26 protein-coding genes and 1 pseudogene are annotated in these 26,774 nt (G+C 36.7%); 3 read left to right on the plus strand and 24 right to left on the minus strand.

The genetic code is table 11. The features are described 5' to 3' along the window. Positions 1–22: 22 nt before the first annotated feature. The 6 genes and pseudogenes from EJN84_RS06165 to EJN84_RS06190 all read right to left on the minus strand — a co-directional run bounded on the left by EJN84_RS06165 (position 23) and on the right by EJN84_RS06190 (position 4,838). A complete protein-coding gene (locus EJN84_RS06165; RefSeq protein ID WP_129594589.1) occupies positions 23–424 on the minus strand; it encodes a WbuC family cupin fold metalloprotein in 402 nt (133 codons plus the stop codon). Between the two features lie 19 nt (positions 425–443). Further along, positions 444–1,409, minus strand: coding sequence for an MraY family glycosyltransferase (locus EJN84_RS06170; RefSeq protein WP_129594590.1), 966 nt, complete (start codon positions 1,407–1,409; stop codon positions 444–446). A gap of 8 nt (positions 1,410–1,417) precedes the next feature. Continuing rightward, positions 1,418–2,356, minus strand: coding sequence for an NAD-dependent epimerase/dehydratase family protein (locus tag EJN84_RS06175; protein ID WP_129594591.1), 939 nt, complete (start codon positions 2,354–2,356; stop codon positions 1,418–1,420). Continuing rightward, complete coding sequence (locus tag EJN84_RS06180) at positions 2,356–3,099, minus strand: glycosyltransferase family 2 protein (RefSeq protein ID WP_129594592.1); 744 nt, start codon at positions 3,097–3,099, stop codon at positions 2,356–2,358. Before EJN84_RS06180 ends, EJN84_RS06175 begins: the two co-directional genes overlap by 1 nt. Positions 3,100–3,152: 53 nt before the next feature. Beyond that, positions 3,153–3,259, minus strand: a pseudogene (locus tag EJN84_RS06185) (polysaccharide biosynthesis protein); the annotation flags it as partial. Between the two features lie 229 nt (positions 3,260–3,488). Continuing rightward, entirely contained in the window at positions 3,489–4,838 is a 1,350-nt protein-coding gene (locus EJN84_RS06190; protein WP_238943946.1) for an IS5 family transposase, read from the minus strand. Between the two features lie 172 nt (positions 4,839–5,010). Here EJN84_RS06190 and EJN84_RS12225 point away from each other — a divergent pair, with 172 nt between their 5' ends. Together EJN84_RS12225 and EJN84_RS06195 are read left to right on the plus strand one after the other, a co-directional pair. Further along, entirely contained in the window at positions 5,011–5,163 is a 153-nt protein-coding gene (locus tag EJN84_RS12225) for a hypothetical protein (protein WP_165004111.1), read from the plus strand. Beyond that, entirely contained in the window at positions 5,163–5,987 is an 825-nt protein-coding gene (locus EJN84_RS06195; RefSeq protein WP_129594593.1) for an IS3 family transposase, read from the plus strand. Before EJN84_RS12225 ends, EJN84_RS06195 begins: the two co-directional genes overlap by 1 nt. Positions 5,988–6,222: 235 nt before the next feature. Here EJN84_RS06195 and EJN84_RS06200 read toward each other — a convergent pair whose 3' ends face one another. The 17 genes from EJN84_RS06200 to EJN84_RS06280 all read right to left on the minus strand — a co-directional run bounded on the left by EJN84_RS06200 (position 6,223) and on the right by EJN84_RS06280 (position 22,355). After that, positions 6,223–7,176 (minus strand): IS1595 family transposase, encoded by a 954-nt coding sequence (locus EJN84_RS06200; protein WP_129594594.1) that lies wholly within the window; start codon positions 7,174–7,176, stop codon positions 6,223–6,225. Positions 7,177–7,352: 176 nt separating this feature from the next. Beyond that, entirely contained in the window at positions 7,353–8,447 is a 1,095-nt protein-coding gene (locus tag EJN84_RS06205) for a glycosyltransferase family protein (RefSeq protein ID WP_129594595.1), read from the minus strand. 10 nt (positions 8,448–8,457) lie between these two features. Next, complete coding sequence (locus EJN84_RS12550) at positions 8,458–9,540, minus strand: EpsG family protein (RefSeq protein WP_129594596.1); 1,083 nt, start codon at positions 9,538–9,540, stop codon at positions 8,458–8,460. Continuing rightward, the gene (locus EJN84_RS06215; RefSeq protein WP_129594597.1) at positions 9,533–10,711 is read right to left on the minus strand and encodes a glycosyltransferase; all 1,179 of its coding nucleotides are present in this window, start codon (positions 10,709–10,711) and stop codon (positions 9,533–9,535) included. The genes EJN84_RS12550 and EJN84_RS06215 overlap by 8 nt, the downstream gene beginning before the upstream one ends. A gap of 8 nt (positions 10,712–10,719) precedes the next feature. Then, positions 10,720–11,475, minus strand: coding sequence for a hypothetical protein (locus EJN84_RS06220; RefSeq protein WP_129594598.1), 756 nt, complete (start codon positions 11,473–11,475; stop codon positions 10,720–10,722). A gap of 52 nt (positions 11,476–11,527) precedes the next feature. Further along, positions 11,528–12,577, minus strand: coding sequence for a glycosyltransferase family 2 protein (locus EJN84_RS06225; RefSeq protein WP_129594599.1), 1,050 nt, complete (start codon positions 12,575–12,577; stop codon positions 11,528–11,530). Between the two features lie 33 nt (positions 12,578–12,610). After that, positions 12,611–13,537 (minus strand): glycosyltransferase family 2 protein, encoded by a 927-nt coding sequence (locus EJN84_RS06230; RefSeq protein WP_129594600.1) that lies wholly within the window; start codon positions 13,535–13,537, stop codon positions 12,611–12,613. Between the two features lie 43 nt (positions 13,538–13,580). Next, positions 13,581–14,702, minus strand: a complete 1,122-nt coding sequence (locus tag EJN84_RS06235; protein WP_129594601.1) for a TDP-N-acetylfucosamine:lipid II N-acetylfucosaminyltransferase — start codon at positions 14,700–14,702, stop codon at positions 13,581–13,583. A 21-nt stretch (positions 14,703–14,723) separates the two neighbouring features. Beyond that, positions 14,724–15,140, minus strand: coding sequence for a transposase family protein (locus EJN84_RS06240; RefSeq protein WP_165004114.1), 417 nt, complete (start codon positions 15,138–15,140; stop codon positions 14,724–14,726). Next, the gene (locus tag EJN84_RS06245) at positions 15,137–15,631 is read right to left on the minus strand and encodes a transposase family protein (protein WP_129594603.1); all 495 of its coding nucleotides are present in this window, start codon (positions 15,629–15,631) and stop codon (positions 15,137–15,139) included. Before EJN84_RS06245 ends, EJN84_RS06240 begins: the two co-directional genes overlap by 4 nt. Positions 15,632–15,824: 193 nt before the next feature. Continuing rightward, positions 15,825–16,718, minus strand: a complete 894-nt coding sequence (locus EJN84_RS06250; protein WP_238943947.1) for an HpcH/HpaI aldolase/citrate lyase family protein — start codon at positions 16,716–16,718, stop codon at positions 15,825–15,827. Continuing rightward, positions 16,708–17,175: a MaoC family dehydratase gene (locus tag EJN84_RS06255; protein ID WP_129594604.1), complete on the minus strand. Its 468-nt coding sequence runs from the start codon at positions 17,173–17,175 to the stop codon at positions 16,708–16,710. The genes EJN84_RS06250 and EJN84_RS06255 overlap by 11 nt, the downstream gene beginning before the upstream one ends. An 11-nt stretch (positions 17,176–17,186) precedes the next feature. Beyond that, positions 17,187–17,891 carry an acetyltransferase gene (locus EJN84_RS06260; protein ID WP_129594605.1) on the minus strand — a complete coding sequence of 235 codons (705 nt, stop codon included), beginning with the start codon at positions 17,889–17,891 and terminating at the stop codon, positions 17,187–17,189. A 240-nt stretch (positions 17,892–18,131) separates the two neighbouring features. Then, positions 18,132–18,581: a hypothetical protein gene (locus EJN84_RS06265; RefSeq protein WP_129594606.1), complete on the minus strand. Its 450-nt coding sequence runs from the start codon at positions 18,579–18,581 to the stop codon at positions 18,132–18,134. Then, positions 18,578–19,777 carry an ATP-grasp domain-containing protein gene (locus EJN84_RS06270; RefSeq protein WP_129594607.1) on the minus strand — a complete coding sequence of 400 codons (1,200 nt, stop codon included), beginning with the start codon at positions 19,775–19,777 and terminating at the stop codon, positions 18,578–18,580. The genes EJN84_RS06265 and EJN84_RS06270 overlap by 4 nt, the downstream gene beginning before the upstream one ends. Then, positions 19,774–20,886, minus strand: coding sequence for a DegT/DnrJ/EryC1/StrS family aminotransferase (locus tag EJN84_RS06275; RefSeq protein ID WP_129594608.1), 1,113 nt, complete (start codon positions 20,884–20,886; stop codon positions 19,774–19,776). The genes EJN84_RS06270 and EJN84_RS06275 overlap by 4 nt, the downstream gene beginning before the upstream one ends. Positions 20,887–20,915: 29 nt before the next feature. Next, positions 20,916–22,355 (minus strand): lipopolysaccharide biosynthesis protein, encoded by a 1,440-nt coding sequence (locus EJN84_RS06280; protein WP_129594609.1) that lies wholly within the window; start codon positions 22,353–22,355, stop codon positions 20,916–20,918. Positions 22,356–22,506: 151 nt separating this feature from the next. Between EJN84_RS06280 and EJN84_RS06285 the strand changes: the two genes are divergently transcribed. Continuing rightward, positions 22,507–23,787 carry a beta-galactosidase gene (locus EJN84_RS06285; protein WP_129594610.1) on the plus strand — a complete coding sequence of 427 codons (1,281 nt, stop codon included), beginning with the start codon at positions 22,507–22,509 and terminating at the stop codon, positions 23,785–23,787. Between the two features lie 1,863 nt (positions 23,788–25,650). Here EJN84_RS06285 and EJN84_RS06290 read toward each other — a convergent pair. Next, positions 25,651–26,178 carry a UpxY family transcription antiterminator gene (locus EJN84_RS06290; protein ID WP_129594611.1) on the minus strand — a complete coding sequence of 176 codons (528 nt, stop codon included), beginning with the start codon at positions 26,176–26,178 and terminating at the stop codon, positions 25,651–25,653. Positions 26,179–26,774: the final 596 nt, after the last annotated feature.

A 26,774-nucleotide genomic window follows, 5' to 3' on the forward strand; every position in this document is an offset into this window, starting at 1 on the left:
CGGCAAATATCGATTGGTACGACTATGGCACCGGTATCAGGATATCTTCCGGTTGCAGGGGAGCATACGGGCCATCCTTCACTTCGAAATTGACAATGCCGCTTTCCAACACCTCGAGCGTGTGCCATTGACCTTTCGGGATATGGATGCCGTAGGTTTTCTTTTTTGGATCGAGATCGAACGTATTCGTCAATTCTTTCCGATCGTTGTAAAACAACACACGAATAGCTTCTCGAAGCACGATGTACGTTTCAGCCGTATGCTGATGACGGTGAATGGGCAATTCCGTTCCCGGTTCGAGAGCATTAAGCAATCGTTGTGCTTTGGCCTCCGGCGCGTCGTGCAGATTATAGTTCATTCTCAGTCGCGGACTTGCTTTTGCTCTGTCGGTTACTTCATTCAGCAATGCTTCGTTTATGATCATGCGTTTTAGCTTTTTTTGTTTATGATTTCTGTTGTTTCATCAACTTGAATTTTAGGCTGTATATCACAACCAATACTACCGACAGAATGACGAATATTCCCCAACCTATAGAGGGATAAAAGGCTATAATAGCAGCAGAACAGGCAAGTTGCACGATAAAATAAATGATCGACACCCATAAGTGGGAAATTCCACATTCATTGGCCAGTATCTGGTAGAAATGCAGCCGGTGTGCCTCCATGATATTTTGTTTCAGGTAGATGCGATGCAGGATGGTCATCACCACATCCACCCCGTACACCATCAGGAAACCCAGCCATATCAGGTTCTCCGTTTTGATGATCAGCAACAGCAAGAGCGTCACAATCCAGAAGGCGATGGCCACGCTCCCCACATCCCCCGCGAAGCACCTCGCTCTTTTCCGGAAGTTGAAGAAAAGGAACACCACCGATGCAATCATCGGGAACCGGATCAGGTCAGGATGCACAAAGTTGCCGTACCACAGGTTCACATATTGCAGCGATGCCAGTACCGCAATGCTGTAGAGCCCGGTGATTCCGTTGATCCCATCCATAAAGTTATACGCATTCACGATGCCGATAAACACCACGTAGCCAATCAAGATAGCCCACCAGGGGTACGCTCCGAAAACGCCCGCCAGGTAAAAAGCGCAGCTCATGGCCAGCAGGTGGAAGAGCAGGCGTACCTTCTGTCCCAGTCCCTTCACATCATCCCAGAAGCTCACACCCGCTATCAGCGTGATGCCGGCAAAGAACCAGAGCGAAGTTGGGGAGAAATGAAACAACAGGAACAGCAACGCCGCCACCCACCAGATAATGCCGCCACCCCGAATGGTGATGTAGTTGTGCGAGCTCCGCTCGTTCGGTTTGTCGATGATGTTGAACCGCTCCGCAATCCGGAAATAAAAAAGTTCTGCTGCAAGCAGCAAAACCGTGACGAACAAATATGTTGTTATTGCATTCATTCTATCTTTTATCTAAAACTTTCCAGCGTTTTTCGCATCCCTTCCTGTGTCGACACCGGCATCTTTTCGATGCCCAATGCCTGTTTAATCCTGGCGTTGCTTACCACGTAGTTCTCCGTCAGCTTGCGCAGCCGCTCCTTGTTCAGCGGCAGGTGCAAAGCCCCGCCAACCGAAGCAGCGGCATTCATCAAGCCCTTCGGCAGTCTCCAGATGTGCGACTTTTTCCCGACCGATTCGCTGATCAGCCTGATCAGTTCGTTCGTTGACAGCGGCTCATCATCCCCAACGTGGTAGATACCACTCTCAATGCTCTCCTTCACGATCAATTGCTCCACCACGTATGAGATATTATCGATGGAACAAAACGAACGCCTGTTCTCATAGACACCCAATGGCCAGGGAATCCCTTTGCTTACCACGTTATACAGCAGATTCAGATTTCCCTTGTTTCCCGGTCCATGAATCATGCACGGGCGCAGAATATAAATATCCTTAGTCTTGGCTCTTGGCTCTTGCATCTTGGCTCTTATGTATTCTTCTGCCCTGATCTTCGACTCCCCATAGGGACCCACCGGTGCAGGCACCACATCCTCCGTCAGCACCTCACCCGGTACGCTGTCTGCCGCCGCTTTCACCGAACTGAAAAAGATGAATTTCCTCGCACTCGACTCCAGAAAATAATCGAAAATCTTCTGTGTAAGGCCAGTGTTTATATCAAAATAAACCTGCGCTTCACTCATGTTCTTCGTATCGTGCGCCTTCCCTGCCAGATGTACAATCGCATCCGTTTTAGGAATTTCTGTTAGCTGCTCCCAACCGTATATTGCCTTCACTCCATCTTTTGGAGATAGGTTTATATCCAACCCGTAGAGAATATGATGTCCTTTCCACTTTTCGGTGAAGTTGGAACCCACAAAGCCGTTAATGCCGGTGATAAGAATATTCATTATCTAATTTCGAAAATTTTATATAGATATTTTAGTGATATCAGAAGTGGATTTGTCCGAATCCCATATTTTTTACATGCTTTGGCACCTTCTTGGTTCAATATCATTTTGCTATTCAGATTTTTTGTGCTTACTCCACCATTCCGCATCGTAACAAAATCTTTTTTTAAATATTTGTATTTTATTTTATGAATGTGTAGAAAACGGACTAACAGATCGAAATCGGAAGCAATTTGATAATCCAGTGAATAAACGCCATATTTTTCGTAACAGCTTCGTTTGACATAAAAAGAGGGATGGGCGGGCATAAGGCCAAATTTAAATAAAGAGGGTTTGAAAACCGCAGATGAATAATACCTTACACACTTATTCAGATTCTCTGGATTTACGTAGTGCACATCTCCATATACAGCATCGATATCATTATTTTCAAAAGCAAAAACAATCGCTGATATTACATCCTCTGAAGTAAAGAAATCATCCGAGTTCAATATTCCGATTACGTCACCGGTTGCGGCTTTTATTCCTTTATTCATCGCATCGTAAATTCCTTTGTCGGGTTCGGATATGATTAGAGACACTCTTTTCCCGTATTTTTTCACAAGATCCAATGTGTTGTCCTTACTTGCCCCGTCCACAATAATATGTTCAATATCGGGATATGTTTGTGCATTTACGCTCTCCAACGTATCTTTTATGGTGGCTTCACTATTGTATGTAGCTGTAATAATGGATATTTTCATTTCCCCTTTTTGTCTGTCGAATAGAAAAGTTTATTTCAGATTTTTTCTTAGTGGCTGAAGATGTGGATACCTTTGATATCCGTATCGAGAAACCGCCGCAGCACAGCATTCCCAAATGAACCCGTGCCGCCGGTAATAATAAAATCTTGTTTTTAAACATTTTTGTCTATTGAATGTTTTTATTTTCGATAGCGTTTGTGGAATTACTACTTTAGCCTCATAATATGATTATAATATACCCCATAATTTGTACCACGATCTAAGCAAATAAAAAAAGCTTATATTTGTGATATGAACAAGTCAAGAAGAAAACATTCAGCCGCCTTTAAGGCAGAGGTTGCAATAGCAGCCATTAAAGAACGGGAGACCCTATCTGAATTAGTCGAGCCTTAAAAAGCCCATTTTACTCTGGTTTGTAAAATTATACCAACCCTGATTGGGTCAAGTTGCCTGTTCAGGAACAAAAATATCTTTTCCAAGAAGAGCCAAAAAGATGACTTCCACTTGTTCATCATCCTTTTGAAGTTGAATCCGGCGGCTGCGAGCATCACATTGATCTCATCTCCGACAATTCCCTTGTAGTAATTGCGGGAGAGACGATGATCTTCTTTCAGGTGACCGATTACCGGCTCAATACCTGCCCGCTTGCGGAAGTACTTTCTCTCTTTATTCTTTCGATACGCACTCACAGCTTTTGAAAAGGATTTGGGAATGTGGATGAGTGTATCCCTAACTTTACTTCTTCCCCGGTACCCCCTGTCGCAGATACCGTTTCGGGGTTTTCTTTCCGTCAACTTCTCCACTTGCTCGATAGCCTTGTCCAGCGTGTGTCCGTCAAATTCATTTCTAAAACTCAGTGCACCTACAATTACACCGGTCCCGGTTCGTGTGATGGATACCTTATTTCCAAACTCGTACAGTTTATGCTCTTTTCCCTTGCTGATGCATTGCACATCCACCTCGTGCAGGGAATAAATCTTGTTCTTGTCTTTCTTCTTCTGGGCCAGTACCCGCTTGTACAATTCCAATTCATCCCGGTAAACATCAACCCTAGTGCCCAGTTTCCTTTCCACGTCGCGTACCAGCCGTCCGGCTATGGTACGCACTTTCTTATCCGCTTTCCTGGCCTTACCCTTGTTTCGTGGGTGATTGCGGAAGCGTTGGTCGTAGGAAAGATCTTTTAGGATCCGCCTGTAACTCTGGCGCAACTCCAAACCGTTCCTGTCGGCCATCTTCCAGCACCTTTTAATAATTTTCTTTGCCAGCTTATCATCCGTGGGAAAGGTGATGTTCTTCTCCTGGACAGTGGTGTCGATATAAACGTCCTTATCGTTCGAATCTTTACCATTGATGCGGATGCTCTCCCTTAAGATCAGCTCCATACCCTCTTTGCCGATGCGATGACGAAAATGAACCAACTCGGACGCTTCACAAGGTACACGAGCTTGAAACTCCTGTTCCCCGCAAAAGTATTGGTAATAATTGTTTTCACTCCATTGTTCCACCACGCTTTCATCAGAGAGATCGCGAACATGTTTCAGGATCAATAATCCCACCATCAGGCGAATAGGTTTAGCCGGACGTCCGTTATCGGGACAATACAAGGGTGAGAATTCTCTTTCAAACATCTCCCAATCAATTTTATTGGCCAGAATGAATAGCGGGTGCTTATGATTCAATGTGCTTTCCAGTGAAAAGAACAATGAGTGTTGTGAGCGATCTTGTTGTTTTGCCAGCATGATTTTCTGCAAGATTTATATCTCAAATTTACGAAAACTTGCAAAATTAACCAAGAAAAATATATACTATTTTACTGTAATATAGATTATTGAATACTTTTTAAGGGCCGACGAATTAAGTGCCCGTTATGGTATTCACCCCACTGTAATATCTACGTGGAAAAATGAGTTTTTGAAGCGTTCAGAAGAGTTGTTCTTGAAGCATGGCCCCAAGAATGAAGCAGACTTTGAAAAAGAGCGGAGAGAGCTCTATGCAAAAATTGGAGAACTAGAGATGCAACGTGACTGGCTAAAAAAAAAGTCGAAACAGTTGGGCTTGGAATAATGGAACGTCGAATCCTTGTTTCGAAAGATGATTGTATAAGCCTCCAGAGTCAATGTGATCTACTGGTGATCAGCAAATCCGGTCTTTACTATTTGCCAAAAGGTGAAAGTGATGAGAATCTTGAGATTATGAAGAAAATGGATAAGTACCATCATGATCATCCCACTTACGGAGTTCTGCAAATGCAAGACTACCTGTTTGCACCGGGTTTTCTGGTCAATCCCAAGCGGGTGAGACGACTCATGCGTAAGGCCCGGATAACAGCTCAATATCCAAAGCGGAATTTGAGCAAGTTGGGACTGGCCGGGTATATCTATCCCTATCTGCTGCGTAATCTCAATATTGACCACCCCAACCAGGTCTGGGAGATTGACATAACGTACATACCCATGGACAAGGGCTTCATGTATTTAACGGCAATCATAGACGTGTACAGTCGTTTTATTGTTGGCTGGGGCCTTCATAACAGCCTGCATGGAGAAAACGTGATTGAAGTACTTGAGGCAGCAATGCAAGAGCATGGTGTGCCTGAGATCATCAACTCAGATCAGGGGAGTCAGTTTACCAGCCCGGGATGGGTAAACAGGCTCAATGAACTTGGAATCGGCATCAGCATGGATGGCCGTGGCAGGGCAACGGACAACATCTATATTGAACGGTTTTGGAGAACATTGAAACAGGATTACGTTTACCCGTTTCCGGCAGAAAACGGTACCACTCTTTGGAAAGGCCTCAGATGGTTTATGAATCATTACAACAAAGAGAAAACCAACCAGGGGATTGGAAGACGAACGCCGGAAAGTGTGTTCCGGTTAAGCGCATGATTTTTTTATTTGTAAACAAAGGAACATGTATCAAATGAGACATCAAGCTAAATCCCTGTCGGGTTTTTGGAAAAATAGCTTGACTTACTCATTTGCTCCACGAAGGGCTGGTTTACAAATGAAAAAAACCAGAAAAGTAAAAAATTGAGAGAATTATTTTTGTTAAAAACCCCGCTTAGACGGTACAAAGAATAAGGAGTATTAAAGATTGATACATGAAAAATTAATTTTATGATTATCCGCAACTGTTCCTATTATAAATTCTTGATTTGAAATCGGGGGTGTAAGTAACGGCGGCTATGAGCAGCCTGTCAAACTGTTTTTCCCCGAAGTAACGCCTATTGAATTTGTAACAGAACTGGTTGAGATAGTATTGTAAATATTCGGGTTTTATTTTGTAATACACACCCAAGAGCTGTCGTTTGGCATTACTGATTGCCGTATGCACCCAAGGCAGCACGTTGGGAAGTTCCTCGTTAGGAATGACAGATGCCGTATGCGAATGGACATGTTCTTTTAATTTCGTGTAAGAGGTCGAATCATCGGTCGTTAAATCCGCTGTGTTTTCAACGTGGTCTTTGACATTCTTTGTAATTGTTTCGGACTTCAGGTCGCTGATCACTTTCATTTTCAGGTACCTGACCTTCTTGGGCTTCTTACCTGCTTTGGGGTTTTCAACCGTTTTGCTTTCGGCCATTACCAATACTTTGGTCTTTTTCTGACTGCCTCGGCCTCGTTTCAATGGTTTATCCCTGTCTTCAAGGGATATCTCGGTAGAAAAGAAAGCATCGTCCAACTCGATGGCTCCTTCGAGCATGTACTCATCGTCTCGTTTGCCCATCACGTCGCGCAATTTATTGACCATCTCCCATATCGGTTGATAACGCTTGTGTCCTAATTGACGCTGCAATTCTGCCGTGGAGAAAGACCCTTTCGTGGCCGTGAGCAGGTGCATGGCAACGAACCAATAACGGTAAGGAAGGTTCGAATGCTGCATGACAGTACCCGAACGCAAGGTTTGGCGTGCATGGCAACGCTTGCATTCATAGGCCTGCTTGTTCTCAAGCCAATAGTGTTCTTTACAATTACAATGACGGCACGTGACTCCCATTTGGTCTCTTTGTTCTTTGAATTTTTTCCGACAAGTTTCCTCATCGGGGTAATTTACAGCAAAATCAAGGATATTCATAGCTTGTTTTTTATATCGTTAGTGATACAAATATAGTGAATATCAGTGAATTGTGCAAGTATTTTTAAAACTTGTTTATAACTTTCCCCGTTAATTCTTTAGGAAGAATTACGGATAATCATTAAAATTAATTTTTTAGTTGTTATTTTTTTATCGTGAATTATATAATTAATTTGTTATTCATTATTAGGTTGATTTAGAGCGTTTTTCAGCCTTGTTTCAAATTCGTCAATATCATTTTTTATATCAAAAAGTAATTCAAGACAACTTTTTTGATAAATAGTTTCGTCAAACGAGTTTATATATTCTAAAATTTTTTCTCCAATATCATCATGTTCTTCGATAATTAAACCAACTTTATATTTTGATACATATTGGGCATGGAAACTCTCTCTATTTACAATCATTGGTTTCCTATGAATTAATGATAAATAAAAACGATTGGTCATAAGGTTATTATCGATATAACTAATAGGCAATAATATGTTTATCAAATCGTATTTTTCTACAATATCCCCTTCGTCAGCTTTCAAATACCTTCCAGTGAAATAAACATTATTTGCAACTTCGGCAAACTTTTTCAACTGATTTGTGCAAATTCCTTCTCCTACGAAATACAGCTCAAATTCTTTTTTGTTCGTTAATGAATTTATAATTTTCGAGTTCGAAGAGTAATCGCGTATCTGTCCTATTGTTAGAATTTTTATTGGTTTGCCTTGTTTAAATACAGTTAATTGATCCATGGTTCTCATTGCTTCAAGAAGAAGTTTCTTTCTTATATTATGGCTCAAAACATATTCATATTGTCTTGGAAGCCATTGTTTATACCCTGGAGAAGAAATTACACAAAAGACGGAGTGTTCAATCAATTCTTCCACATTCTTCTTAAAAAAAGGATAAAGAGGAGAATAGTCGCGTATATCAAAGATGTATTTCTTATCGAAGTATTTCTTTAAAAATTCATGAAGAAATACCCCCCCCTGAATTGTAAATATTATAATATAATCCACATTTTCAGCTTTTAATACTTTTTTGACAAAACTAGCGAAAAACTTATAATGAAATATTTTTTTTATTTTTGAATTTGTTTCCGGACTTTTAAAATTAAATTCATATACTTTTTTACCAAAATAATTTTCTTGTGATTTTTTGTCTCTTTGCCAGGTTATATAAATCCAATCAATATTTTTATTTTCTTTGAACACATCTGTATAGTAGTCTACAAACGGAGCTTTATCTATGATATTCGGTAAAATTAATGCAATTTTCATTATTGGACAATTATAGATGATTGAACCAGAATTTGTAAGGAATAAACGAAATTTTTTCTAATTGGTTATTTTTGTACGCACTTATATATATCCACAAATAAAAGAATACAATAAAAATTAGCAGAAAAAATATTATTTGTTCTATTAATTTCTGGTATTTAATTGGGAATATTTTCGGATAATAGGGAATAATATACATTAGAAAAATCAAAAAGAACGCGCTAATTCGTGTTGCACTAATTGGTTCAAAAGACAGCAAATTAAATATTACAACACCAAATGTTACAAAAGAAATATATTGTTTATTTGATTCGTTGATTTTTACTAGCCTATCATAAAATAATAAATTTATTCCTGCAAAAGCATAGTATAGGTATTGGAGTAACGTATGGCCTTGAGTTTCTGCATAGATATAAAACTGAAGTCGAGTAGATACTATTGAATCAGGAATGTAATTTGAGAGAAAACTCATGATTATATCTTTCACAAACAACGGAAATATGAATGATACAATAAAAAGTATAATATTTACTATTCTGCTTAATTTCAATTTATATACTATCCAAAGGAAAATACCTGCTATACCCGATAAATGAAATAATGATGCAATTAATATGGAGATAAAAAATTGTAAGTTCTTCCCTTCCTTGAGATATTTGTAAGAATAAAGAATTATTGCTGCCGCCAAAGACTGTCTGATAGTTGATAAAGATGCAAAAAAGAATAATGGCAAAGAGAAATACACCAGCCATGATAGGGTCGGATGATTTGAATATTTTTCGATCGATTTATAAACCAAGAGTAATGTTGGCCATGCAAAAAGGATGAAGGCCAATGGATAGAAATGAAGATTTGCCGCAAGCGTGAGAAATAATTTACTTAATGGTTCATATCTTTCACTAATAACGTTAAGTTTAATCTCTTCTACGTATGCCGAATAATCCCATCCAACATCGTACCGAAAGATACAGAATAATAAAAGAGTAATATAAATAATTTTTGACCTATCTTTTATGTTAAAGACATAACATAGAATGAAAATCAATGCTATACCAATATAAGGCCATAAATCGAGTAAAAAGAATTCATACATAGAATCGAGAAAATATAATGTCGTTAAAACGTACTATGGTCCTATCTTTAATATAGTTATTATCAATTTTCATGCTCTCATACTGATTTATATTGCAGATAAATGATTTTATTGCCGCAGGGGAAGAATCTGTTAATAGGATCCCTAACTTATATTTTTTGACCAACTTCCCGATCAAACCCTTGCCCGGCACAACTACAGGTTTATTAAATTGTGCTGCGTAACCGATTACTCCACTGCTTTGACTGGTCATTAAGTAAGGGATCAATAAAAAATCACTTAATCTACATAGTGAAGCAAGAAACTCATAGCTGCAAAACTCGTCAAAAATATTTATTTGAACATTTCCTCGAATTTCGTTCACGATTTGATAAAAATCCACTTTGATTTCATCATCAACTTTCCCTGCAAAAATAAATGTCAGGTTTTTTAAATCTTTTTCGTTACAAAGCGATATTGCCTCAAGAATATTCAATGAGCCTTTTCTTTTTGCCAGAGCGCCAAAATGTAAAATAATTTTATTTTCTTTGGGAATATGAAGTTTTTCCCTTAGGTTATTATACAGGTTTTCGGTTGGTAATAAAAGAAAAGGATCCGGTAAATATTGGAATACCTTTGTTTTGAATTTTTTATTCAAATAAATGGGAGCTATTTCATCATTCAATAAAAAAACGGTTTTAAATTGTTTTCCATTACTCATTAAGAGATATTTGATGCTATCTTCAATTTTGAGTTTTAAATTTGATTCTTTCCATCGATATAGATATATCAGATAAATAATTCCCGAAATTTTTATCGATCTTGGTAGAACAAAAGAAATTGCAGGCAGTACGCTCATTAACGAAACAAAAAAAACTTCATCTACACAATATTGTTGCGCTATTTTTTTTACAAATTTACTGAGTTCAAAAGAACGTTTGATTTTATTTGTGGAAAAGGGTTGATCTTTAAAAAGATGAAATCTTATATTGTCGGCTTTGTCCCATCTCAATTCACTTTTTGTTTCGAATCCTTCGGGAAGTGCAAATATATAGTTGTTTGCTTTATCTTGTACAGCTCCTGTATATAAATGATGAAGATATTCCAAATGATGTCCGCTCAGTTGGTCGTCGAAAATTAATATTTTTTTTTGATCATTTATTTTAGAATTTCTTTTAAACAAATTGTACATTTATTATTTTATTTATTATTGATGTCAAACCGTTTGAATATACTATATAAAGTATTGCCTATTTTTGATTTGAGAGAACTATTATATTTATTTCCAGTTGAACCAGAAATTCCTCGTAAAAACCTATAAACTCTAAAAGATCCAAAATTATAATGTTCTTTTAATGATTCAATTTTTTTCAAAAATGCATGTTCAAGATAAAATCCATCTTTATCAGAGACTTCAGTGCCAATTTCAGAAAAATGATTTATGAAAAGATTTTTTTCTATTTTGTAGATGATAGTTTCAATATATGGTGGATTTGCTCTTGAAACATAATAGAATGAATTATTCTCGTACGAAGAAAGAATGACAAAATCAAAATTCGATACTTTAATTCTCCCAGTTAGTTTGATAAAAATATCTGATGTGTTAATCAATTCGCTGTGTTTTAATGCATAATTTATAATTTCGATTTCACCATAACCCTTTCCATGGATAGAGGTTTTTGTTTGATTACCTTGAAAAGAAATTATTTCTAGCTCTTTATCATATATTTTTGATAATTCTTTGAGCTTTGTATAGTTGTATAAGTAGTTTGTATTTTCTGCAAATACAATTTTTTGAATGGAATGATATTTTTTAATAGCATATTCGATTGAATCAATATATTGTTGTAGACGTTCTGTTGTATCTGTTAATTTTATATGAGGAATATTTTTATTAATATCAATAGACCCTGTTATAAGTAATACGGCGCTATTTCTGTAATTATTTCTTCCCATTTTATCTTTATAAAAAGTATCTTTAATTATATCAAAATCAAAATTATTACAACTATTTATCAACTTTTTTTGTGCGAACTCCAAAGTATTTTTTTATAATTAAATTATTTTGTTTTATAGAATTGTAAATATCAAAAATCTTAGCAGAAATTTTAATAAAGGGAGTACATGCTAAAAGATAATTTAGTTTACTTAAAAAAGAAATTTCGGTATATTCCATTATGTATTTGTGAGTTTCAGGGAAAATATTTTGCCAAGATTTTAAATCACGAATGTTTTTGTTCGTTAAATACGGAGCCTTTGATGCAAATTTTAAAAATTGTATTAGTAAGTTGTATTTTTTATATTCATTAATTTCTTTATTTTTAAAGAAATTCTCAATGAATTGTGCACATTCAATTTGCTGCTTCACATTATTTTCGTTATATGATTTTGGAGATGAAATTGAATTATTGTTATGAATGTAATGGTAAAGTGGAGTCGAAATAATTGAAATTTTTTTTGAATAATAAACTAATCTGTATGTGACAACCATATCTTCCCACATGGAAATACCCTGAATTGGAAAAACATTATTGCTAAAATATAGTTCTCTTTTGATGAGTTTATTGCATAGTGAAGAGTATTTACCTCCTAGCGGTATTTTAGATAAATAATCCATTTTACTCATTGGTGAAATATGGCTACTAAAAGTGTCAACACTAACTTTCTCGCCATCATCGTAAAATAAACCGGCACATACTATGTCTGCATTTTCTTCTTTAGCTTTACTTAGCATTAATTCATACATATTGGGCTCAACCCAATCGTCGCTGTCGCAATGAATTATGTATTCACCCGTTGCTATGTTTAGGCCGGTTAATCTAGCAGCACTTAGTCCCTTATTTTGTTGATGATTGATTAAGATTATGTTTTCCTTTCTCTTAGGATATTTTTCTATGATTTTATTTAGTATAAATAAACTGTTGTCAGGAGTGCAATCATTAACAAATATATATTCAATCTCTTGCAAAGTTTGTTCAAACAAAGATATGGCGCATTTTTCTATTCGTTCTTCTACTCCATAAATAGGTATGATAACCGATAATTTGGGATTGTTCATTATTTGAATTTGTATTAATTTAGTATATCAAATCTAATCAGTTATGCATCTCTCAATAAAAAGATATTTTGTTTTATCTTTGAATTTTAAAAATAAATCGATGGAGATATCCTTAAATTTCATTGTCTTAATGGTGGGAATTAAAAAATGTTTTATCCAATCTGGATTATTTTGTTTTTTTACTTGCATAATAAAGTTAAATACATCCATTCGATATTTGGTTTTCCCAATTTCTAACAAATAATTATATTTTTCAAGTGCCACTTCAAATCTCGATTGAATGTGATCAAGTTGAGTTTGAGAATCAAGTGAATCTGATCTAACTGTTGAGCAATATAGATAATTCGCGTCTATCAGGATTTTGTTAGCTAAATGACTACTTTTAACGGAAAACATGACATCATTTGCTGTAAATACTTCATCAAATTGTATTTGATTAGCCTTTATAAACGAGTTTGAAAATATTTTTGCCCATGGCGGATTGATGCAGTATCTTACTTCTTCCAGTATTATTCCTTTTTTAAGAGATTCAATCAGCCATTCATTATAAATCTTTCCTCTGCTTTCAATAGGATGCATTGTATCACATTCAACCGAATTCGAAAGGAAAAAAATGATATCAGCATCCACCGTTTGGTACTTATCCATTATTTCATGGAAACAATCATTAAAGAAATCATCTGCATCAGCAAAAATCAACCATTTCCCTTTTGCTTTTGATAAACCGATATTTCTTGCATAGCCGGCACCTTTTCCTTCTTTGGTAAAATATACTTCTATATTTGTTTCATTCAGACCAGGGAATTTTGAAAAATCCACTATTCCCGGATCACTATTATCATCTACTACGATTATTTGGACATCATTTCTTTTTGGTATTGAGTCCAAACAGCGTCTCAATAGTGTAGGAATATTTTTGTGAGGAATTATAATGGAATAATTGACAGAAGACTTATTCATATTTATGATTCAGATAGGGTTTTGATTCAATATATTAGATAGACTAATGCGGAGACTTTATCTTTTTAAATTCGTTTGCGATATAATCGGCTCCTCCATTTTTATTCGTATATAAAAAATGATTATGTTTCGCATCTTCATAAGGTAAAGGAGTATCGATTGATTCTTGTGTTAAATCATCTTCTATAGTAAAAATTTTGTAGCCGTTTTTTGTTAGTTGTTTATATACAAGACTATCTTTAAATAAATATACTTTTGTTCCATTACGTAAACACATATGAATATTACCTAGAGATTGTTGTCTTATATTTCCGAAAATAGCATGTGAACAATTATCTGTAATTGAGTTATATTCTTCTTTTGTGAGAAAATTTTGGAGAATGACATTATTTAAATGTGAAGGTAAATATTGTTTTACAAAGTCAGCATAATTTTGATCTCCATAACTCAAAGGTAATATTACTTGTCGTGATTTCAATGAGAAATCCTTAATGATATTTAATATATCCAAATGGTTGTTTGAGGGAGTTGCCGAATTTCCAATTAATATATTTTGATTCGAAGTAAAATTATGTAAGGGAATATTTTTTAATATTTTTGAAGGACCTCCAGGCAGGAACAATTTTGCATGAAAAAAACTGTTTTTTTTCATTAACTCATATTCAATGGGTAGAACAGGCGAATAATAATCTATTCTACTGATGGCTTTTCCCCTTTTCTTTAAAAAGAAAGGTTTCAGTATCAAATCACGAATAAACTTCATATTTATTGAATCTCGAAACTGTTTAATATAATTTTTAGTAAGAGGTTTATATAGATCTATAGGAATGAGAGCTTTTAAGCCATGTTCGCTATCATAAATATCAAACCCCCAACTCCACCAAATTATAATTTTACCGGGATCTGTATAATTGATTAAGTTGTAGTTATATTCAGGCAATGAATGAAAAAAAACAACATCAAATGATGGATTCGAAAAAAAATTGAGATATTCCTTTCTGTCGTGAACAATTTTCAGTTTATATGTTTTTTTTATATATTTAAATTTATACGAAATATCAGAAATATAAAAAAGATAGGTATTGTGAATCATATCAATTTCGTCAAAAGTATCTGATACGGAATCAAAAAACTTATCATCAGGAAATATATGTAGGATATTCATTAGACATTATATTCATTAAAATTATACAGGTCTCAAATTGAGAGACATTGTGATTCTGAAATTATGTAGGCCGCAAGTAATGAGCATAACTAAATCGTCAAAACCAAACTTGCGACACCTGAAACGTTCTTTGACAATACGACATTTTTTGATTCCGCCAATGGCGTGTTCCACCGGAATACGGAAACTCGATATTTTTCCGTTTTCCTGTTTTTGGGCATGGGTCAACTCTTTGCCTTTTGGCTTTTTTGCAGGCATTTTTACGGTTACGTTTTCCGGCATATGCCCCACAAACCCCGTATCCTGCCACAAGGTGATTCCTTTGGGCAACACCAATGGTTGTTCGTCCATTATTTTCTTGTCGTGAACATGTCCCCCGCAAGTCTTTGACAGCCACAGAATGCGTCTGTCCGGCGTGCAAAGCAGATCATTCTTCACGCTATGAGTTTTTTCTCCACTGTGTAACAGGATTTTTGCCTGTCCGAATCTTGCGGACGTTCAATCGGACTTTTCGTCCCGTCGAGCAATATATCCTCACATTGTCCCGTCAGATATTTAATCCGCAAATGGTTTCTCTCCGGCAATTCCCCAAGGGTTTTAAGCGACTTGAGCAGGGTATCCGATAAACGATGGATCCATTCGTTGCACCGGGGCTGTGTCATGCCGTAGGTTGCATCGTGATACTCCTGCAACGGGTTATTTTTCAGGTAAGAGAGGATGAACAGAAGTTTGTCTCTTATCAGGGGCAATTGACTGCTTTTTCGATTATAGGAAATTCTCTGACGGGGTTTCCCCTTTAATGTGAAACGACTATAGTACTCATTCCAATGATATTCAAATGTAGGAACGAAGGCTTCAAATTCCTCGGGGGTAAAACCTGTTAAAGACAGCAACTGATTCGGATGTTTTCGAACTTTGTCGTATTTCATTTTGTGATATATTTTTTATCGTACCACAAAGGTGTGTAAAAGAACGCTATAATAAATTATTAAAGATAAACTCTATTTTAGGTTCTCTTTTGTTGAATGGCATCTCGAATGTATGGCTCGTGATTATGGGTGAAACAGCAAATACTAGCTAACGGTTCTCTATTAGATTCATTCATATATGGTAAAGCATACTTTACTGATTTAATTTTTCAATAAGATCGTGTTTATGCAGAATTTTTTTTGCCATTTTCACCATTGGCGGACCGATAAATTTTTCGTCTTTAACCGCAACACCTTTACCCAGTAAAACAGCTTCTTCAGATAATTCAAGCATCTCTGTCGCCCAGGCTACTTCTTCTTCCGAAGGTGAATAGTACTGATGTACCAATGGAATTTCTTTTGGGTTTAACACCAGCATTCCTTCAAAACCTAAATTTCTGCCGATAATCAGGTTTCGCTCCAAATCTTCCATATCGTGCACACGTATATGTACAGTATCGATTGGTATGACATTATTCGCTTTTGCTCCCATGGCAATGATCGATCTGGCAGTGAATATACTTTGACTTTCAAGGTCGTGTTTACCTCCCAACTCAGTCATATAATCCTCACAACCGAATGCCACAGCTACCAATCTTTCGGGACAAGCAGTACATATTTCCTGAATATTTAAGACGGCTCCCGGGGTTTCTATAAGAGCTATTATTTTAAATGTATGTCGGGGTATTTTTTTCTCATACTCGATTGTTTCAAGCAACTTCCCAAAAAAGTAAATATCTTCTCCTTTTTTTGATTTAGGATACATAAATCCCTCTATTCCATCCAGGGTTAGTTGATATACATCCTTTAGCAAATGTCCACTTTCCCGGTCATTCACTCTGGGGAAAACTATCTTATTTTTAAATTTCCCTTCTTTGACATACTTTTCAATATTATCCCGGGCTATTTGTTTGTTTTCAACTGGTTGCACAGAATCTTCTATGTCAAGCAGCAGCACATCTGCATCTCTATGTAGAGCACTATCCATCAATTTTGTATTGTGTGCAGGAACAAACATCAAACTGCGCATTAAATAATTATTTATCATAATTTTTCTTTTTTATTAATACGTTTCTTCTGAAACTAATTACATCCTGACCGTTTTGATTGTAGCCAATAGTCTCTACATAGACAATTCCTCTGTCTGTTTTGTTTTTTGATTCCCGCTTACTGAGTATTTTGGTTTTAGCATAAAGTGTGTCGTTGATAAAGACTGGAGCTAAATGTTTCACCTCTTCATAACCTAAGTTGGCAATGGCTTTCCCGCTGATATCGGGGACTGTCATGCCAACAACAATTGAAAACACCAATGTACCTACAACCAAAATTTTCCCATGCTGGTTCTTTTGTGCATAATCCAGGTTTGTATGCACGGGGTGATGATTCATTGTCAACAGACTGAACAAATTATTATCACTCTCGAAAATTGTTTTCGATAACGCGTGTACAATTTCTTCTCCTTCAACAAAGTCTTCATAATAAAGACCTAAGATAGATTGTTTCATATCAAATATTTCTAATGTTTATTTTCACTAAATAGCAACTTTCCCTCAACAATATTTTCGTCATAAGTTTTAACTAGCATACTATTTATATCAGTTTTACAAGAAGAGAAATCAGGCAAATCCCTTTTTAGTGCAGTACAAGCACCAACTATACACTTTCTTCCAACAATTCTATCATCAAAAATAGTAGCATTAATTCCAACAAAAGTTTGTTCACCTATTTTACACCCTCCTCCAACGGTCGATTTAGCGCCAAAGAAGCAATGAGAACCAATTTCACAATGCGCACCAATAAGTGTAAAAGCCATCATTGCAACATTTGTTCCGATAATAGCATCATTTTGAATTATTACATAATCATGTATCCAACAATTATCACCTTCTAGCTTTCCACGTACCTTGGCAGTAGGAGAAATAATATTTGCAAAGCTAAAACCTTTGATTTTCAATTGTTCATATACTTTTCTTCTATCTGCATTCAATCTATTCCAAAGCATCGCAATAAATAGAAGATCTTTATTCTTGTCAATTTTTTCCTCAATTTCATCTATGGCAAATATAGGTAAACCTAAAAAAGTTCTTTCTTTTATATATTCTCTGTCAACGGCAAAACCAGTAATATTGTACAATCCATATTCATTTACAAAATTATAAACATGTATTGCAGTAGTGCTAGTCCCAATTATTACTAAATTCTGTTTTATATTTTTTTTCATCTGTTTAATTTTTTTAAATTGTTTACAATCAGTATTTTACAAAACGTAAAGAAAGGGTTAAAATATTATCTACGTGCTCGTGACGATGCTCTTGTGTTCTTTACGTATGATGTAAGTTTCATTCTCATGTTTTCTTGTAAATCTTGATTATCGGATATTTCAACCTACGGTAAAAAGCGAACTTTGTAGCAAAATATTAATCTTTACCTTGTTTCAATATCTAACTTGCTTTTTCGTAATTTATTCGGTGTAAAGATAAGCTCCATCGGGTATTCCAAAAAATTTGCGTGGGGAATAAAAGGTATTTACACCAGGTAAAGGCATAGAATAAAATGCCTGTGAATTATCTATAATTAGATTTTTGCATTTAGCTGCTACTTCTTTTACCTGATTGTCGCAGATGCCAAGGTAATTGTTATATACAAAAACTTCATCGTCTTTTATTATTGAAAAGTCAAATATGGGCTGAAAGAATTCATCAATTGAATAAAACTCAAATTGTATGTTTAATTTTTGTATGGGTTCGAGCATAACATCACAAGTATAATAAGGTAGATATACTTTTTGGTATGCTTTTGCTCTTAATATATACTCAAAAGCATTTCTTCCTGTATTAAGTCTGATTGCATTCTTGTGATATTCTTCTCCATGAGGCAGTTCCAGTTCAAAATATCCCCCAATAGAATTCATTCGACATTTATTTTAACCCATTCGTCTCTTTTACTCAAAGCAAATTCCATTTCTTCCTGATTGTCAAATTTCAAAACGAGCGTACCAATTGCATCATTTGCTCCTTGGAAAGTTCTGACCGGTTCTCCCTTTTTTACCCAAACATCTTCTTCTATGATGTTATTTCTGTATTTTTCATCAATACTGATTGAAGAAAAGTTACCTGCGACATTAGAATGTAAAATTATTTCTGCCCAATAACTATCGAACACTAATGAATTAATATTTTCAGTAGGCGTGCCAATAGCAGCGCGAACAGCATTCGTAATAAAATCAACGCCCGTACCATATCTAATCATTTCAGAAAGTCTGTTTCCTCCTCCTCTGGGTGAAAATTCCATAATAAAAGGTTTCCCTTGTTCATTTATTCGGACTTCAATATTATATACGGACGTTTTCAGTTCTAGTAACTTTACAAGCCTCTGTAGCTCTTTTTTTAATTCTTCTTCTTGTTTGTTATTAAAAGAAGATGGCCAACTATAAGCAGAAGGTGTGTAAGGATTTGAAGCTTCATCATCGAAATACTGCCGATTGAAGGAAGCACATATCAATTCGCCATTAACTGAAAATCCATCAGAATCGGAGGAAAATCCACTTTTTTCTATGAATTCTTCAACGATTACCTGTTTTGTTAATGAATATGATTTTGCAAATTCAAAGGCATTCTTTAAATCAATCTTATCTGCTACTTTTACCACACCTTTACTTCCTGCAGCATCAACAGGTTTTACGATCACTGGCATTTTTAATCGTTCTATTTCTCTCACCGCCTCTTCGTAGCTGTCAGTCCCAAAGGCTTGTGGTACGTTAAAGTTATTATCAGCCAAAAATTTCCTGAATAGAGCTTTATTTTGTAATATCTGAACAGACTGATATGGACCACAAGAGGGTAACCCCATCTTTTCAGCCACATAAGCAGTAGTTAGTACGCCTGGATCAACAGCAAACGACATAATTCCATCAATTTCCAATTTTTGAGCTAAAGCCAAAACAGCATCTTTATCGGTTATACTAACATTGTGATATTCATCGGAGTATTTATGTGCAATATTATTAGGAAGATAATCACAAGTAATGACATATATCCCTAGTTTGTGAGCTGCTTCAATAACAGGAATTAAATAACGAAGTCCACCCAACAATAAGAGTTTTTTCATCTTACTATCTTTTCTATTATTCTATTTAAATCATCTTTACTTATCTCGTGATGAATTGGTAAACAAATCACGGTATCGGCTATCCTGTTGGCAACAGGTAAATTATCTTTATTAGCTGAAGGTAATCCGCGATAGGTAGAGAAATTACTGATTAACGGGTAAAAGTAGCGACGACTGAAAATATTGTTTGCTTTCAACTTCTTGTACAATTCATCACGTGTAAGTCCGTATAACTCTTCATTTACCAGGATTGGGAAATAGGAATAGTTATGCTTTACATTTTCGAAATCTTCAAAAACGGTAATTCCTGCAATATTCTTTAATGCTTCTCTGTATTGCTGAGCAACCTCTTTCCGTTTAGCGATGGCATCGTCCACATAGTTTAACGACACCAAACCGTAGGCTGCTCTTACTTCATCCATTTTCCCGTTGATACCGGGAGCTACTACCGTTGTTTCGCCGGCAAACCCAAAGTTTTTCAGATAATCGATCCGTTTTTTCGTTTCTGCATCATGACAAATCAATGCACCACCTTCAATGGTATTGTAGGTTTTAGTGGCATGAAAACTTAATGTGGATAGGTCACCTTCGTTTAGAATAGATTTACCGCTCACTTCAACACCAAAGGAATGAGCAGCATCGTAGATAACTTTCAATCCGTACGTATCGGCAATGTTCTTTATTTTCTCTGTATCACACGGATTTCCATATACATGCACCGGCATGATAGCCGTGGTTTTGGGTGTGATGGCTGCTTCGATTTTATCAGGATCAATATTCCCTGTTTTCGGGTCAATATCTACAAAGACCGGTTTAATTCCATTCCACCACAAAGAATGTGTTGTAGCTACAAAGCTGTAAGGCGTGGTAATCACCTCACCGGTAATGCGTAATGCTTGTAAAGCGACCATAATGGGCAGCGTACCGTTGGTAAACAGACTCAAATAAGGAACTTTCAGGTATTCGCACAATGCTTTCTCCAGTTCCTGATGGTAATGTCCGTTATTGGTAATCCATTTCCGCTTCCAAATATCTTCCAGATAAGGAATAAATTCCTCCAATGGAGGCAGGAGTGGAGAAGTTACGGTTATTTTTTTCTGATTGTTCATAACGAGTTATAAAATTAACGAAAAATATCCTATTTTATTTGGTGCAATGTATTCTTTATAAAATTTAGTTCCTTAAATTTGAATATAAAAGCAGTTCCGATATATATGATTATACCCAAAATAGTTCCAACGAATAAACGAATAAAATCCTCGCAATCCGTCATCACATGTGCATCAAACAACCATAAGACACTTCCTGTATACAGACTTAAAAGAATACTTGGCAACAAATCTTTAAATTGATCCCATATTGAATAATGCAAAAATTTGCCACTATAATGGCAATTGATAGTCAATGCTATAAATGAGGTTACGACCATACCCCACAAAAGCCCTATTATACCTAAGCGAAAAGTAAGCAAAAGAACTAAAACGGTGATTATTTTTTTTATAATTTCCAGTTTGAGAAAAAGATCGCTTCTTCCTTTGGTCTTCAAAATGTTCAGATTATAGGAATGAATGGGATATAAAACACCTGCTATACATAGAATTCTGAAATAAGGAACGGCTGGTAGCCATTTTTCGGTAAACAGAAATCGAAATAATGGAATCCCTAAAACACCCATGATAACTATTAAGGGTGTTATAATAAAAATGACCATTTTCATGATTTGACTGTAAACGTGCCTTAATTGTATATTATCTTCTTGAATTTTTGAGAATAAAGGGTAGGTAACCCTATTTAATGCCGAACTTATGTTGATCACCGGCAGTTGTTGCATGGAATTGGCTTTGTTGTAATAGCCAAGTTGGGCGGCAGTATAGATTTTACCGATCACAATTGTATAAATATTTTGAAAAATGGCATTGATTAATCCTGATAAAGCCAATTTATATCCGAAATCAAAATGGAATCGAAATTTTTCTTTGTCAAAGATTTTTTTAGGTCGCCAACCGGAATAAAACCAGAATTGGAGAGAAGAGAGCAAAGTTTGCAAAAGAGCCATTATTACCAACGACCATACTCTAAAACCGCTATATGCCAGTATAATGCCCGTAATTCCTCCTATGAGTAAGGAGGGTAGTTGAATTTTCAGTTGTGTTTTGAAATCCATTTTTTTGGTAAATAGCGTTTGTTGAACGGAGGAAAAAGCTCCAATTGGCAACGAAAGCGCATAAACTCTTATTATTCGGCTTAATTCGGGCATGTTAAAAAAAATCGCAATCCAAGGTGCAACTAAGACTAGGAGAAAGTAAACAAGGATACTTGTGACTAAGTTAAAATAAAAGACGGTTGAAAAATCGGCATCATCAGGATGTTGAGTTCTGATTAACGAATTGGTTAATCCTCCGTCAATTAATACAGAGCCAATGTTCATGAATACTCCAAAAACGGCGATTGTTCCAAAATCGCTTGGCATAAGAATTCGTGCCAGGACCAAGGAAACTATGAAACTGATAATCTGTGTGCCGAATTGTTGTGCAAATGACCATACAATACCCCTTAATGCTTCTTCTTTAAGCGACATGATTTCTTATTTGCCGAATGTGTATATTCCAAATTGGTGCTCAAGTTACAACGATTATTGATTTATTTAATGATTCTTATCGTTGGTGAAGATTATTTCTATTTATTGAAATAATTTATATCTTTACGGCATAAAAAATTAAATCAAATTTATGATAGTTCATTATCGGAAAGCGTATCTCCTGTTTTTATTGATATTCATATTTACCAGCTGTTTGACTGATGCAGGAGAAGATTATAAAACCATCATAACAACAGCTAAAGATATTGCTACATTAACCGCCAATGTGGATTTAAGCAGATATCCTAAAGTAAAAGATACAACGGATTTTCCCATTATAGCATGGTTGGGAGTTCCTCCCAAATATACAAATATCGAACGTTTTCGTGAAGCTAAGGATGCAGGTATAAATATCAATTATTCTTTTTATCCCAATGTTGACAGTGTACAAAAAGCGTTGGATATTGCGAAGCAGGTAGGAATGAAAATATTAATCCGTTGCCCCGAATTGGAGAGTAATACCCTTTCAACCGTAAAAAAGTTTAAAGATCATCCTGCTAATGCGGGGTATTTTATTAAAGATGAATCAACACTTTATGATTTGCCGTACTTGAAAAAGATTATTCAAACAATAGCTTCCGTTGATGACCAACATTTATGTTACGTGAATTTATATCCTAATTCTATACTCGCATCAGATTTGGGTGCACGAAATTATAGTGAATACATAAGACGATCTGTTGAAGAATTATCATTGAAAGTAATATCGTTCGATTTTTATCCTATTCTTAATGGTAACAATATCCGATATGGATGGTATAAAAATCTCGAGATCATTCGAGATGAAAGCAGAGATATGGGAAAGCCCTTTTGGGCATTTGCTTTAACCACTTCTCATGGAGATTATCCCATACCTACTTTGGAACATTTGCGACTTCAAGTATATTCTAACTTAGCCTATGGTGCAAAAGGAATTCAATATTATACCTATTGGACTTATAACAGCCTGAACTTTCAATATTATTCCGGTCCAATTGAAAAGGACGGATCAAGAACTCTTGTCTATGATCATCTAAAAAAAATGAACAGCGAAATAAATGCGTTGAAGTATATTTTTTTATCCGGTGAAGTAAAAAATGTAAGTCATTATGGATCCAACATACCTGATGGAGGGAAACGCTTAGCAGCCTTGCCTGATTATGTGAAGTCTTTGGATATAAAATGTAATACTGCACTTATTTCTGAGATTGAGAATGATTCCAATAGGTTTTTGATGATTCAAAACAATGATTTGCATAGTCCTATTGAAGTAACTATTAAAGTGGATTCATTGACGAAAATTGTTTTGAAAAACGGTTCCATTATCCCTTTTTCGCTTATTAATCAATCTTTTAAAATTGAATCAGGGGATATGGTATTATTTATGAGATGAATGTTTTTTCAAACGATCAATAATCCTTATTTGGTTAATTAGAGTTTGTTTATAAAGTCCTATAAAATTGGAGCCAATAAATCCGGCGCCGCCAGTGACCAATATTTTACTCATTTACTTCACATTTAAGCACACTTCGTGACTACCTGTCACATATGTGTGTGAGGCAGTCCTTTTTTTCGGCAACAAAATTAAAACAAAAAAACGATAAATCTCTCTTTTTTTTTCGTTAAAATCACAGATAGGAAATACGTTCACGGTGAATAGCTCATTAAAATACGAAAAGGGGCAAAAGGCACTGCCGTCGTCACGGGTGCCTCCTTCGCCCATGCCGGATAGAGAAAGAACCTCCCGGGTGAGAACCCGTCGCACGGGCCGGCTCAGGGGCTGGTTCTCACCGCTGCGCCCGGCCGTTGAGAATCTCTCCTCCGTTGGAATGCAGGGCGACCTTATCTTCCAACAAGGGTATCAAGAATCCGCGGCTCTTGCCGTTATGCAGGCATGCTGGATGGTATCCCGGCTTTTTCAATTGAACCGAATGCTTTCCTTTTGCCGTGATGATGAATGGAAAGCTACTGCCGTTATCGTTTACCCCGGGTATTCCCCGTAAAAGGATACCCGCATAGGGGACAAATATGGCAAATTATGGCTCTATGTGAAATAGTGTGGGTAGATAAAAATTGAGGTTGCCTCATGAATTACGGATAACCCGTTCCCTCCCTCATTTCTTTTCTCATTAACCATTCTCCATTACATCATAACACCTCCCCGTCTTCGGCGGTACCCCTCTTATCTTAAGAGGGGAGTTGGATCACACTTGCCATATAACCGTCCCCTTAAGATAAGGGGACAAGCACTGCCGCCAGGCAGTGCAGGGGTTATGATATTCTGAGGACGAAGCCGACTTCGCGTCTTTGCGCCTTCGTGGCAAATAAATGTTCTGCCTTCCAGGCAGGTTTCTGACGACGATTCATGCCGCAGAATAAATTCTGCGGTTATGAAAATCCGGCTTTTCAAGCCCAAAAACATTCTGAAAAACGATGTGTAGCCTTCCTTCGACAATAAGGCTGCCTTTGCCTGAAAGGCAATAACCTTCATAACCGCAGGTCACCGACCTGCGGACAAAGACGTCCCTGCAATCCCTGCCTGAAAGGCAGAACTACTGCAGTTGAACAAACGAATATCCACACCAGCAAAAAAGAACAAACAAGACGAAAACTCGTAATTTTCAATCACCATTTCTAACTTCCCCACTTCTCCTATATTATCCATTATTATTTGTCAATTGTCAATTAATTCATAACACCTCCCCGCCTTCGGCGGTACCCCTCTTATCTTAAGAGGGGAGTCGGATCACACTTGCCATATAACCGTCCCCTTAAGATAAGGGGACAAGCACTGCCGCCAGGCAGTGCAGGGGTTATGATCTTTCTGACTTCTAACTTCTTTACTTCTTTCTTAAATTCTCAATTGTCAATTATCAATTATCCTTTATTCTCCCGACCTCATCACATCATCGGGGCACCCGATCTGCGCAGAGAGCGTGCCGTCAGGCAAAAGACAAGCTGTTTGAGCCGCCGCAAGGCGGCGAGTTATTTGTCTTTTAGCGAACAAGCAGCTATCGGGTCGATGAGGAGATGCAGTCTTGATCTTTTTTGCATACTTTTTTGCATCAAGGCAAAAAAGCATGTGGGGTTTGGGGCAACGCCCCAAGAATCAATGAACCATGTGTTTAGCAAAAAAGCTATTAGCTAAACCTGCGATGTCTCAAAGATAGTGTTTGTACGTTTACCCATACAAATTCATATAGAACCCAAATTAGTTGAAGGAAAGCATCTTTGGGATGGAAATCGATGCAAAAATTTATCCGATCGGCTCCACCATGGAGCTGTGCATCTCTACCGTGGCACAGCCGAGTTGTTCGATACGGATGACGATACTCGACTTGCCGTCGATGGTAACGAGCTCGCCTTCCAGGCCGGTAAGCGATCCTTTGATCACGCGTACCTTTTCACCGGGACGGAGCGGGCGGGTGTCGAAGTTGACGGGGTTCTCGGAATAATCGACCATGAAGCGGAACTGCTCCATTTGTGCTGCAGGGATGACAGTGGGGGTATGTTCGCCGCGGAGTACCATGTAGCGCAATACCGAAGGAAGGGTGATGACGGTGCGTTGCTCATCGGGGTTCACATAGACGAAGATCATCATGGGGATGAGCACCCGCTCTATCTCCTTCCTGCGGTCGCTCCACTGACGCACCTCTTTCTGCACCGGGAGGAAGTTTTCGATTCCCAGCTCCGTCAACCGGTCGCGCACCTTTTTCTCGTGGTGCATCTTCACATAGGCAGCCAACCATCGGCGATTGGTGCTCTCTTTGAAATCTTCAGCCATGATGGTGTACTTTCGAAAATGCAAAACTACAAAAAAATAGCATTCGGTGGTCGGTGTCCTCTCCTTATGGTGATTCCCATTCTTAAGACCACTTTTGGTTATTTCCGGTTATTGACACCCTCCCTTTTTAGGTTACTTTTTTTGTTGATACGTCCGTTTTCTCTCCTTTTCATGCTGCCGGCCGACATAACTCTGCCCGTGTCTTCCTTTCTCATTTCTCTACTTCTTGTTAATTCTCAATTGTCAATTTCTGAATTCTTAATATCCTTAATGTCTTAATGGTTTATATCTTTTTATTCGAAAAACTATCAGCTCGGTTGCAAGCTAATAGTTGTGAGCTAACTTCAATCCATTCGTAATTGGTAACTTGTAATTTGAAATTTCCATTTCTTACTTCTTACTTCCAACTTCTTCACTTCCGACTTCTTCACTTCCGACTTCTTCACTTCTTTTTTAAATTGTCAATTTCTGAATTCTTAATATCCTTAATGTCTTAATGGTTTATATCTTTTTATTCGAAAAACTATCAGCTCGGTTGCAAGCTAATAGTTGTGAGCTAACTTCAATCCATTCGTAATTGGTAACTCGTAATTTGA

This window comes from Seramator thermalis (assembly GCF_004138125.1).
GTDB classification, from domain to species: Bacteria; Bacteroidota; Bacteroidia; order Bacteroidales; family Dysgonomonadaceae; genus Seramator; species Seramator thermalis.